The sequence below is a fragment of the Undibacterium sp. Ji42W genome (assembly GCF_049340405.1).
Classification (GTDB): domain Bacteria; phylum Pseudomonadota; class Gammaproteobacteria; order Burkholderiales; family Burkholderiaceae_D; genus Undibacterium.
On sequence record NZ_JBMPOV010000008.1, the window covers coordinates 107,392 to 118,619 of the forward strand.

The 11,228-nt window shown below is 51.1% G+C and carries 11 protein-coding genes; 3 read left to right on the forward strand and 8 right to left on the reverse strand.

Features of this window, described 5'->3' with window-relative positions:
- Positions 1–15 precede the first annotated feature (15 nt).
- The 3 genes from ACO0LG_RS18265 to ACO0LG_RS18275 all read left to right on the forward strand — a co-directional run bounded on the left by ACO0LG_RS18265 (position 16) and on the right by ACO0LG_RS18275 (position 2,798).
- A complete protein-coding gene (locus ACO0LG_RS18265) occupies positions 16–927 on the forward strand; it encodes a hypothetical protein (protein WP_423028926.1) in 912 nt (303 codons plus the stop codon).
- Between the two features lie 55 nt (positions 928–982).
- The gene (locus ACO0LG_RS18270; protein WP_423028928.1) at positions 983–1,534 is read left to right on the forward strand and encodes a hypothetical protein; all 552 of its coding nucleotides are present in this window, start codon (positions 983–985) and stop codon (positions 1,532–1,534) included.
- 73 nt (positions 1,535–1,607) lie between these two features.
- On the forward strand, positions 1,608–2,798 hold the full coding sequence (locus ACO0LG_RS18275) for an MFS transporter (protein WP_423028930.1): 1,191 nt from the start codon (positions 1,608–1,610) through the stop codon (positions 2,796–2,798).
- Here the strand turns inward: ACO0LG_RS18275 and ACO0LG_RS18280 are convergent.
- The 8 genes from ACO0LG_RS18280 to mrtJ form a co-directional block, all read right to left on the reverse strand.
- On the reverse strand, positions 2,795–3,193 hold the full coding sequence (locus ACO0LG_RS18280; RefSeq protein ID WP_423028932.1) for a nucleotide pyrophosphohydrolase: 399 nt from the start codon (positions 3,191–3,193) through the stop codon (positions 2,795–2,797). The genes ACO0LG_RS18275 and ACO0LG_RS18280 overlap by 4 nt on opposite strands.
- 161 nt (positions 3,194–3,354) lie before the next feature.
- Positions 3,355–4,299: a thioredoxin-disulfide reductase gene (gene trxB, locus ACO0LG_RS18285; RefSeq protein ID WP_423028934.1), complete on the reverse strand. Its 945-nt coding sequence runs from the start codon at positions 4,297–4,299 to the stop codon at positions 3,355–3,357.
- A 45-nt stretch (positions 4,300–4,344) separates the two neighbouring features.
- Positions 4,345–6,249 carry a protein-disulfide reductase DsbD gene (gene dsbD / locus ACO0LG_RS18290; protein WP_423028936.1) on the reverse strand — a complete coding sequence of 635 codons (1,905 nt, stop codon included), beginning with the start codon at positions 6,247–6,249 and terminating at the stop codon, positions 4,345–4,347.
- Positions 6,250–6,286: 37 nt separating this feature from the next.
- On the reverse strand, positions 6,287–7,483 hold the full coding sequence (locus tag ACO0LG_RS18295; protein ID WP_423028938.1) for a DUF3570 domain-containing protein: 1,197 nt from the start codon (positions 7,481–7,483) through the stop codon (positions 6,287–6,289).
- Between the two features lie 15 nt (positions 7,484–7,498).
- Complete coding sequence (locus tag ACO0LG_RS18300; RefSeq protein ID WP_423028940.1) at positions 7,499–7,738, reverse strand: DUF4266 domain-containing protein; 240 nt, start codon at positions 7,736–7,738, stop codon at positions 7,499–7,501.
- Positions 7,735–8,247, reverse strand: a complete 513-nt coding sequence (locus tag ACO0LG_RS18305) for a TlpA family protein disulfide reductase (RefSeq protein ID WP_423028942.1) — start codon at positions 8,245–8,247, stop codon at positions 7,735–7,737. Before ACO0LG_RS18305 ends, ACO0LG_RS18300 begins: the two co-directional genes overlap by 4 nt.
- A gap of 65 nt (positions 8,248–8,312) precedes the next feature.
- Entirely contained in the window at positions 8,313–10,475 is a 2,163-nt protein-coding gene (locus ACO0LG_RS18310; RefSeq protein WP_423028944.1) for a choice-of-anchor D domain-containing protein, read from the reverse strand.
- Positions 10,476–10,503: 28 nt separating this feature from the next.
- Complete coding sequence (gene mrtJ, locus ACO0LG_RS18315; protein ID WP_423028946.1) at positions 10,504–10,812, reverse strand: JDVT-CTERM system glutamic-type intramembrane protease MrtJ; 309 nt, start codon at positions 10,810–10,812, stop codon at positions 10,504–10,506.
- Between the last annotated feature and the right edge of the window lie 416 nt (positions 10,813–11,228).

An 11,228-nucleotide genomic window follows, 5' to 3' on the forward strand; every position in this document is an offset into this window, starting at 1 on the left:
ACATAGAGAAACAGTGTGCCAGCACAATTACAGTCCACTCCCCTTGATCACCCGATGCGCCCGTGGGCAGCAGCCATGCTGCTCTTGCTCACAGTTGCCTGCATGCCAGGCTGTGACAGCAAGGAGGGCAGTAGAGCCCTGCCACTGACAGACTGGCTCCGGGTAAGCAAGACAGTGGTTGAAACCCAGGCTGCGGGTACATCGCTTGCGCCATCGCTGCAATATGCGATACGCAAGCCTCAACGATTCTGGTTCATTGCCTACGATGACTGGCCATATCTGGACTACGATATGGTCAACGTCATCGATGACAAGAATATCCTCGTCGCCAGGAGCAGCAAGTATGCGAAGACCCAGGCAGCAAAAGACGGCAAGTCTGCCGACACACAGGTCAGGCTCCTGAACGTCCATGGTGGTGCTGAAATCTCTCTCTGCCCATCAGCAGAATTGATCAACGCGCCAGCGAACAGTGATTTTGCAGATTGCGTGGAAATCAGCAAGACCAACAAATTGATCGTCAAGCGTGTCGATTTTCACGGCAAACTGCTGCAAACCACCAGCATGGCGGCCAATGAATGGGATGACCTGATCACCCAAAAGAACGTGGCGTATTACGATGAGCAGCAGCAAGCCTATGTGTTGGAAATAGGCAAAGACAATACCTATTGCCGCCTTATCGCACCAGGCAAAGAAAAAAGCCTGAGCTTTACCTTGAATCTCATGGATACAAAAAGCAAGTGCGACGACTTGCCAACCTGGGCAACCATCACCCGCAAAAAATTAAGCAAGTCACTGCGCTTTGGTGAACTGGGCAAGCATGCTGCCATCTGGAAAAAACTGGAGACATCCTACCCTGGCTGGCTGCCAGCCAAGCCCCCTATCCAGGATGCCAGCGAAAAGAAACCGTCCACGCCGCCAGCCAGATAAGCTTGATGTTAAACTACTCCTGTCGTTTCCTTACACGCATCCATGTTTGCAGCCTATGATAGTCAGAACCCTAGTCGTCATTTGCGCCATCATCTCGATTTATTTTGGCATAGACAATCTGCAAAAGCTCCAGACCATGCGGGTTCCTGTCAGTGAGTTTGAACAGGTCGATGGCAATCTTGTGCTGATGGTGCATGATGTCGATAATAATCCCGGCTATGTCGTCAATGGCAGTTTCAACAAACAGTTATTGCAACTCACCTACAGCTACAACCTGAATGGTGTAGAAAAAACTACCGATACCATCTCCCCTATCTGCACCCGCTGCGAAGCCAAGCATGTGCTGAGAATGACAGGCTTGAAACCGGCAGAACTGGTCCCCGGTGTACAGCTCAAGGTCTATGTATCTTCAACTGATCCAAATAAAGCCTACCTGGCCTTGCCCACCTCTGGTGAACAACAGTCACAGATGTGGACGGTATTCTTGTGGCTGATTTTTGCACCGCTGATGTGTCTGCTGTTTTACAAGCTGGAAGGCAGCGGTAAAAAGCCGGGGGAAGATGCTGTTAAAGCATCAGATACATTATCTGACATTCAATCAGACTGATCAACAACTTACAATTTCCACCATCAAAAAATATTGGCTCCATGCGCCGGTTCAGGCAATGCAGTAAAAGCAAATGAAGAATACGCAGCACGCTTACCAGACTATTGCCATACTGGCTGTCACGCAAATCCTGTCCTGGGGTTCCTTGTATTACGCCATCGCCATCCTGGCCCCGGAAATCCAGCGTGAGATGAACTGGCGTGCCGAACTGGTCATCGCGGCTTTTTCATGGAGCCTGCTGGTGGCTGGCATGATCGCTACCTACATTGGTATTTTGCTCGACCGTCACGGTGGCAAGGTCGTGATGGGTATGGGTTCACTGATTTGCGGAACGGGTCTGATCACTCTCAGTCAGGCGCAAAATCTGGCCATGTATTATTTTGCCTGGAGCATCCTGGGCATGGCCATGGCGATGACTTTATATGAAGCCGCTTTTGCTACCCTGACCCGACAATTCAAGGAACACAGCCGTCAGGCTATTTCTACTCTCACCCTGTTTGGCGGTTTTGCCAGCACGGTATTCTGGCCGCTGACCCAGCAATTGAATACGGTCATGGGTTGGCGGCATACTTATCTGGCCTATGGTCTGGCGCAAATCTTTTTATGCCTGCCTTTGCATTTGCTACTGCAAAAAACAATCAAAACACAAAACAGCGTTACATCAGCAGTAACACAAAAGAAAAGTTTCAGCCTGCAAGAGGCAGTGCGCCACCCTACGTTCTGGAAGCTGGCATTTGCTTTTGCAGCAAACAGTTTTGTTTTTTCTGCCTTGTCAGTACACTTGATCCCCGTTCTCAAAGAAATGCATCATCCAGCCACATTAGCAGTGTTGATGGCCGCCATGATCGGCCCCATGCAAGTGCTGGGCCGGGTAGGTGAAATGACGGTTGCCAGAAATGCCATGCCGCAAACCGTGGGTAAATTCACCTTTGCTGCTTTGCCCGCCGCCCTGCTGGTCCTCATCTTCATTGGCACACATGCCTGGGCAGTTGCGCTGTTTTGCGTACTCTACGGCCTCAGCAATGGCATATTGACCATCGTACGCGGCACGATACCGCAAATCCTGTTTGGCACAGAAAACTATGGCGCGATCTCTGGTGCCATGTCCGGCCCCGCGCTGTTTTCAAAAGCAGCCGGGCCTTTGCTGATCGCCAGCCTGGTCCATCACACCACATCGCCCTACCCTATCCTGGCGTGCTTATTACTATTCTCAATGGCGTCGCTGACGTTTTATTTTGCAGCCCTGCGTAGTGCGCAACATTAAGGCGTATCTATTTTGGAATCAGTGCCGTAGGCAGTGTATTTTCTGGCATCACCCTTCACTTGTTCCACGGGATATTTGATGGCGTTCAGGACGATTTTTTCCATGCTGGCGGCAAACAAATCGACGTGCAATGCATCGGCCAGCATGACCAGGTAATTCAAGACATCGGCCATTTCATGACGGATGGCTGTTTTAGCCTGCTCATCCAGTTCATCTGCCTTACCAGTTGGCAGCCATTGAAAAATCTCCAGCAATTCTGCTGCTTCGACGGTCAGCGCACTGGCCAGGTTTTTGGGTGTATGAAATTGCGCCCAATCGCGCTCAGCAACAAACTGGCGCAAACGATCACGAATATCTGCGTATTGCACTTCAGGTGCAGTAATTGTCTGGGACATGATAAATAAGAAAAAGAATCTGCAAAAAATGACCGGTCCTTGGCCGCGGACGGTATTGTACATGGCTATATGGCCACGCATAGGCAAACTGCAGGTAACTACAGGCAAACGCTTGCTTGATGATTGTCTTCGACGCATCCTCAAGCCATTTCTTCTTAAGATCAGTTTTCCAAAAACCGCTGCGCATCCAGCGCAGCCATACAACCTGTGCCAGCACTGGTAATGGCCTGACGATAAATATGATCCTGCACGTCACCAGCAGCAAACACACCAGGTACATTGGTGGCTGTTGCCATACCTTCAGTACCGGTACGGGTCTTGATGTAGCCATTCTTCATGTCGAGCTGGCCATCAAAAATACTGGTATTTGGTTTATGGCCAATTGCAATAAAGACGCCGTGTACAGTGATAGGGGTAACTGTGCCATCCGCATCTTTGACATTGATGCCGGTCACACCGGATTCGTCCCCAATGACTTCATCGAGCGTATGATTCCATTTGACTTCGATCTTGCCTTCAGCCACCTTGGCCATCAGGCGGTCAATCAAAATCGCCTCTGCACGGAACTTGTCGCGACGGTGAATAACCGTGACCTTGCTGGCGATATTCGACAAATACAGGGCTTCTTCCACTGCCGTATTGCCACCACCAACGACGGCCACTTCCCTGCCGCGATAAAAGAAACCATCGCAAGTCGCACATGCAGACACGCCTTTGCCCATAAAGGCCTGTTCAGATGGTAGCCCCAGGTATTGGGCAGATGCGCCAGTGGCAATGATCAATGAATCACAGGTATATTGTGCCTGGTCGCCGATCAGGCGTATCGGTTTTTCATCAAGCTTGGCGGTGTGGATGTAATCAAAAATGATTTCAGTATTAAAGCGTTCTGCATGCTGCAAAAAGCGCTGCATCAGTTCCGGGCCTTGCACCCCCATAGGGTCGGCAGGCCAGTTCTCTACATCGGTGGTGGTCATCAACTGGCCGCCTTGTTCTACACCAGTGATCAATACAGGGTTCAGATTGGCGCGGGCAGCGTACACCGCCGCAGAATAACCTGCGGGGCCAGAGCCAAGAATTAATACGCGGGCATGTTTGGATGTGGACATAGTAATGAATAGAATATTATGACTATACTGGATCAGAACGCAAAATTAGAGCGCAAAATGACGCGACAGATGCTGGATAAAACGTTCAGGTTCAAGATAACCAATGATGCGGCTGTTTGGCACTTCCTTGCCGTTACGATCAAACAGGATGATGCTCGGTGGCCCGAACAGAGAGAAGCGCTTCATCAGGGCTTTTTGCATATCGCTGTTGGCGGTCACATCCACTTGCAACAAGCGCAGTTGCTTGAGTTGTGCGCTGACCTTGGGTTCAGAGAAAGTAAACCTCTCCATCTCCTTGCAGGATACGCACCAGTCTGCATAAAAATCAAGCAACACCGGAGCATCTGCCTTGGCCAGAGCGGCTTCAAGCTCTTCCACGCTTTGTATGCGTGTGAATTTACTCTCACCATGTTTTTCTGTATCGCTGCTACCCGCAAATTGCGCAGCATTTTCTGTCGCACGCAGATGCGCCAAAGGTTGCAAGGCATCCTTGCCATTACTGGCAGCACCGATCAACTCGAACATACCCACCAGCAGGAAGGTAATGCCTAGTGCCCTGGCAAAGTAAAGGCGCAATTTGGCTCCCGTCGGCATTTGATCAAACACATGTAAAAACACAGCACACAGTATGGCAAACGCACCCCAGACAGCCATTATGACCTTGACCGGAAACACGGGCGATACCATCCAAATGGCAACCGCAATCAGCAGCAGGCCAAACAATTTCTTGACATGATTCATCCATGCTCCGGCACGCGGCAACAGGCTGCCAGCAGAAATACCCGTCAACAGCAAAGGTACACTCATGCCTGCTGCCATGGAAAACAGCGCCCAGGCACCGATCATGACATTACGTGTCTGGCTGATGTAGAGCAAGGCACCCGCCAGTGGCCCGGCCACACAGGGACCAACGATCAATGCAGACAAAGCCCCCATGACAAACACACCCAGGAATTTGCCACCACTGAAACTGCCACTGGTTTGACTCAGGCGGCTTTGCAAACCACCAGGCAATTGCAATTGATAGACATCAAACATGGACAAAGCCAAACCAACCAGCAGGGCACCAAAAGTCAGTAATACCCAGGGCTTTTGCAAGGCTCCGGCCAAGCCTTCACCGGCCAGGCCTGCGGCCACACCCAGCAAGGTATACACCATTGCCATGCCCAGGCAATATGACAACGCCAGCATGAAGCCACGGCCACGCGATACATTGCCCTCACCCACGATGATGGATGACAGGATAGGCACCATCGGCAATACGCAAGGAGTAAAAGACAACAATAAACCAAATACCACGAAGGCCAGGCCTATCCGCCATAAGCTACCACTTTGTAAGGTGCGCTGTGCTAGCGAACTGTCATCTTCAGTATGTGCAGCATCTTTGGCAGCGACAGGCGCAGCGGCAGTAGTTGCCATGGTTGCCGTGGCGGCCAGGACTTGCGAGACTTGATCTGCGGACACGATACTCAACTTGCCGGGTACAGAAGTATCCACCTTGTAGTGTTGCTCTGCGGGCGGATAACACAGCCCTGCATCGGCACAGCCCTGATAACCTACCTTCAAAGTGAAGGCCTTGTCCGCTTTGGTGACAGGTAACTCCACCACCAGTTTATCGTTATAGGTTTCAACTTCCTTATTGAAGGTAGTATCAAATTTGCGTATGCCGTCCGGCAAGCGAGGCTCGGCAAGAACGATACCCTGCTCCACTGCATTGAAACTTAGGCGCTCTTTGTAGAGATGATAATCCTTGGCGATGGTCCACGAGAGCACCAGGGTTTTGGTTCCACTGACATCGCGCAACTCTGCCTGCAGCTGGAATGCGCGTTCCGGCTCCAAAAAATCATCTGCCTGGGCAAGCGGATGCAATAAGCTCGCTATCAACAATACCGGCAATAGCGACAGCAGCCGCCATGCAGAGAACCACTTATAAAAAATATGATGCTTCATTTTAACTCCTGAATTTTTGAGCGGCAAATCAATGTTCCTACCACTGTTTGCTGATACCCAACTGTATGCTCTGCGCCTTCAGTGCTGCCAGGCCTGGGCTACCCTTGTGGAATAGTCTCCAGTTTCCGCGCTGCTCATAGTTTTCCAGCTTGATATCTACGGTCCAGTCACTGGTCAATTGCTTGCTCACTTTGAAGCCAAAGGTCAATGCGCCAAAACCTGACAGACGCTGGTCAGCAGAGGTGGGCTGGGTAGACGCAAACTGATAACCTGGCGGGAATGGTGCACTGAGTTGCGCATCATAGACTGGATCAAAATAGAAACTCGCCGCACTTTGGGTATATACACGCAATGAAGGTGTGACTGTCCAGCCTTGTGCCAGCGGCTGTACATATTCTGCCGTCACGGTATGCGCCTTGACATCGTAGCTGTCGCTATAATAGCGATAGCTGAAGCGGCCTGTACCATCCGTGCCCAGGAAGTGGTGATTCCAGCGGGCTAACAGGGTAGTCTGGTTGCGTTCCCTTGGTCTGCGGTCAAGCGCCTTGTAAGGATCAGAGAAATATCCTTCTCCCCTGCTATGACTGAGCGTCAATTGAGCGATGTCTTCAGCAGTGAGTATCTGCGTGACACCTGCCATGATGCTGATAGTTTTTTTGGTCTCGTTCTTGACGATCAGGTTGGTAGGATTGATGCGGTCATGGCTACCACCCAGGCCAACAGTCCAGGTGGTGTTTTTATCTTCTGAAGAAAAATTCCCGGTTGCTGACAAGGCGCGTGACTCGTAATCATGCTCGGTTGAATATGCAGTGCCGACTGTCAGGCTGGCACGGGGGAAGTAGCGGGTAAACGCGACATCACCGGCAGTACGCTGGTCATTCATGCGTGATGCGCCTGAAATGGCAGTATGGTAACGTGGCGAAGCACCGGATACGTCATCTGAAGTCAGGGTAGCATCCAGCGACCAGTCTGCACCCAGGGGAGTAATCAGTGAGAGCGAAGGTGAGTTTGCAGTAATGCGTTTCAGGCCTGCCTGTTTTTCTTCATAGTTCAAATATTTGAGACTGAGGCTGGCATGTTCAGGCGGTGTTTCGGCCTTGACCACACCGGGTAATAGTAAGGCAGCAGTCAGCAATGCTGCACCTATGGTTTGCATGTCAGGTGAAGCTGGCAAGGTTTCGGATACCGTCGAAGCAATAAGAGGAGCAGTATGGGGAGCAATAATTTTAGTCATGTCGAAATTCTCAGATTAGTTGCAACCACAACCGCCACCGCCTACACCTGCACCGCCAGAAGCTGATTCGCGGCTGGTGTAAATGTGTTCGCCATAGCGGGATTCGAGCCTGTCGTTTTCAAAAGTCATGGCGGTTTTCGCCAGATTGCCTTTTTCCCAGGGCTGCACGGTTTTGATCGTGCTGCAACCAGATAGCGCAAATGCAGCACTGGCTATCAGTAACAGGGGTGAGGTGTTCTTTACGATGACCTTCATTTGATTGCTCCCAATGCGGATTTTATTTTCTCTTCCAGCGCAGCCCTGTCCGCTTCCTTGAAACCAGCATGCTCAAAGATGATTTTTCCATCTGGACCTATCAGTACGCTGCTGGGCATACCTTTCACGCCATAGTTGCGAGGAGTAGCGCCAGCGGGGTCAAAAGCCACAACAAAGCGGGCTGGCGTGGTTACCAGGAACTGACGGGCATCTTCATTTTTTTGATCCAGGTTGACACCAATGATTTGCAAACCCTGGGCACCATATCTGGATTGCAGCTCATTCATCCAAGGGAAAGACTGACGGCATGGGCCACACCATGAAGCCCAAAAATCCAGGTACACCAACTTGCCCTGATATTTCGCCAGGTTGATATTGCCTTCCACACCCTTGAGGTCAAATACCGGGGCGTTACTACCTTTATCCAGCGCCATTGCTGAGGTTGCCATGACTAGCGCAGCAATGCCAAATCCAAGGCGTCTTTTGCCTATATTCATAGAGAATTTCATATTCTTGATCCTATAGTTTTCTTATCCTGAAACCTGAAAACCGGACCGCAGTCCGGCCTTACTGATTAATCTTGTAATCTGGCCCGACGCGCCTGCTTCCTGCGCCAGATGACGACAGCAGCAGCCAGTATCATCAGGACAGGCAACATGGGGTCATTACCATCACGGGCAACCGAGCAACCACCGCCGCCTTCATTTCTTGGTGCATTGGCTGTCACCGTTGGGGTGACAGCATTCACCGCAGTACCTGCGAAGGCTATGCTCCAGGTTGCGCTGGTGTCAGAAGAACTGATGACGACGCCGCCATTATTGGTGCCTGCATTTGTTGGTGCATAACTGACTGCCAGTTCGCATGAGGTATTTGCCTGAAGGCTGAACGGGAAGCGTGGGCAGGATGAGCTATCCACCACCGCTGTATATGCACCGCTGAAGGCCACATTTGTCAGCGCTATGGCACTGGCACCCGGATTGGTCAGCGTGAAGCGTTTCACCAAATTGACACTACCTATCGTGGTTGAGCCAAAATCAAAGGATTGTGGATTGATATTCAACGTAACAGTCTTGACAGGGATGGCTATGCCAGTGCCTGCCAGTCCCAGACTGAGTTGCGCGCCACCATCGGTCACCAGCAAGACATTTGCTGCCTTGCTGCCAGCACTGCCAGGCTTGAAGCTGGTATCGATGGTGCAGCTGGCTGCCGGGCTAAGCGTGCCATTCACGGCGCATGTACCTGCCAATAAAAAGTCATTGAGCTGGCTGCCGTTCAAAACCAGGCTGGTGATTTTCAGTGCCGCAGTACCGGTATTACTCAGCGTGGTCGTATGCTTGTCAGAGCTGGTGCCAACTTGTGTGTCACTGAACTGTACCGTGCCGGTATCTGACAGGACTGGTTTCGCAACCGCCTGTCTGGTCGCCGTGCCTGTAATGCCTACCTGCAATGGCGCAGCATTTGATGTCACAGCCAGACTGGCGCTAACATCCCCCTCGACCGTCGGTGTGAATACCACAGGCACATTACAGCTCGCGCTAACTGCGAGGCTGCTGCCACAAGTATTACCTGCACCCAGCGTAATTGCAGATGCACCGCTGATTTTGATTGACGTGAAAGTCAGTGCGACATTACCGGTATTGGACAAACTGATCTGTTGTGTCACTGGTGAACCAGCTACTGTCTGCGCACCAAAGGCAAGCACGCTGGGTGTTGCGGTAATGGCTGGCGTGGCCGCTGCTGCACTGCCTGCCAGGCTGATGACAGCATTGCCGTTCGAGGCATTGCTGGCGATATTCAATGCTGCTGCAAAAGCACCTGCAGTGGCCGGTGTTGCTTGCAAGGTGATGGTGCACTGGCCGCCTGCGGCAACCGCAGTCTGTGTACTGCAAGTGCCACCTACGACAAAGATACCTGCATTGGCACCGCTCAAAGCGATGGAACTGAAATTCAACGCTGCCTGACCGCTATTGCTGATCGTAACCGTCTGCGCAGCAGAAGCCGCATTCACCAGCAGCGTACCAAAATTCAGGCTGCTGGCTGACACTGTCAGTCCAGCCTGGGCAGCGGCATTTCCAGTACCGCTCAGCGTAACCAGGCTAACACCGCCTGTTGCATTATGGTTGATACTGATGCTGGTAGTACGATTACCCTGCGCTGTCGGTTTGAATGTGGACAGCACGGTACAACTGGCACTTGGTGCCAGTGAACTGCCACCTGCGCAGCTACCGCCAGCAAGAGTAAAGTCCGTAGCTGATCCACCTGTCAGTGCAATCGAAGTGATGTTCAAGGCAGCAGATCCGGTGTTGCTGAGAGTAGTACTCAAGGCAATGCTGGTCTGGCCTACAGTGGTTCCGGTAAACACCAGACTGGCGGGCGACACTGTGGCGATAGGCCCGGCTACTACGGCAGGGTTACCGATAAATGCAGCGAGGTCGGCAATTTCAGCCTGGCTGAATTTATTGTTATATAAACTGCCCATCCCACCTTTGTTCTGTGCAAAAGCATTGCTGATTTCCGTGGGATTATTCGCTCCGCGCAAAATGCCATTCACGTTATTGGCCGGACTGGCACCATGGCAGGCAGTACAGCTGGTGCCGCCAGCAGTCGGGCCGTTCAAGTACAGGCTTTTGCCATTCAGGGCGTCAGCAGCATGGGCTGCCGATATGCTCACAGCCAAAGCAACCCCCAGCACAACACCCTGCCTCAGCAGGCGCATAAAACGAAAATGCAAGTTCATCATAGTTTCCCTTCAATGATTAAAATTTTTACTGCATGCAAACACCAAGAGCCATTCCATTGAATACGGCATGGATCAACGCACACAAGCGCCAGTCACGCGTAGCTTGATACATCATCGCCAGCATCAAGCCCGGTAAAAAAACTGCCGATACTACTGCCCAGCCTGATGCCACATGCAAAACGCCGAACGCCATTGCTGATAGCAACACCGGCATTAACTTTATATAGCTACCCGACTGATAAAACCGTCCTATCAGGTATTGCTGCAAACCGGCACGCACGACCAGTTCTTCAAGAACCGGAGACAGCAACAAGAGCCGCAGGAGAGTTGTCACATCCACTGTCCACAACTGATTTCCACACATCGCTTGCTGAACAAAAAGAGGAGAGATGAGATTCATTGATAAGCAATGCTGGTAGATAGAAAAAAGTTTTTTTCAGCATATGAAAAAAATAGACTTCTCCGTTTGTTTCAAGCGGTTAATACGCCAATCATCGACATTGGTTCAAAGAAAAATTAAATATTTTTTTAAGGCGAGAAAAAAGTCCGCAGTTTGTGGACTTGCGGGAGAATTTTTACGAAGAAAATTTGAAGTGGAGATATGGTGGGAGAAGATAGAAAATAGCGTCATACGATGCGCTACAATCAGTAACTCAGTGAAGGTGCTTGCGCCTTGACGCAATCCGGTGAACAGACCAATAGCATTGATAAGTATCATTTAAACAACAAATCCTCATCAGCCTGATTTCA

Excerpts from the sequence above, each read along its gene's own strand:
- ACO0LG_RS18270 (WP_423028928.1), top strand. The coding sequence starts at position 983 with ATGATAGTCAGAACCCTAGTCGTCATTTGCGCCATCATCTCGATTTAT.
- ACO0LG_RS18275 (WP_423028930.1), top strand. The coding sequence starts at position 1,608 with ATGAAGAATACGCAGCACGCTTACCAGACTATTGCCATACTGGCTGTC.
- ACO0LG_RS18280 (WP_423028932.1), bottom strand. The coding sequence starts at position 3,193 with ATGTCCCAGACAATTACTGCACCTGAAGTGCAATACGCAGATATTCGT.
- trxB (WP_423028934.1), bottom strand. The coding sequence starts at position 4,299 with ATGTCCACATCCAAACATGCCCGCGTATTAATTCTTGGCTCTGGCCCC.
- dsbD (WP_423028936.1), bottom strand. The coding sequence starts at position 6,249 with ATGAAGCATCATATTTTTTATAAGTGGTTCTCTGCATGGCGGCTGCTG.
- ACO0LG_RS18295 (WP_423028938.1), bottom strand. The coding sequence starts at position 7,483 with ATGACTAAAATTATTGCTCCCCATACTGCTCCTCTTATTGCTTCGACG.
- ACO0LG_RS18300 (WP_423028940.1), bottom strand. The coding sequence starts at position 7,738 with ATGAAGGTCATCGTAAAGAACACCTCACCCCTGTTACTGATAGCCAGT.
- ACO0LG_RS18305 (WP_423028942.1), bottom strand. The coding sequence starts at position 8,247 with ATGAAATTCTCTATGAATATAGGCAAAAGACGCCTTGGATTTGGCATT.
- ACO0LG_RS18310 (WP_423028944.1), bottom strand. The coding sequence starts at position 10,475 with ATGAACTTGCATTTTCGTTTTATGCGCCTGCTGAGGCAGGGTGTTGTG.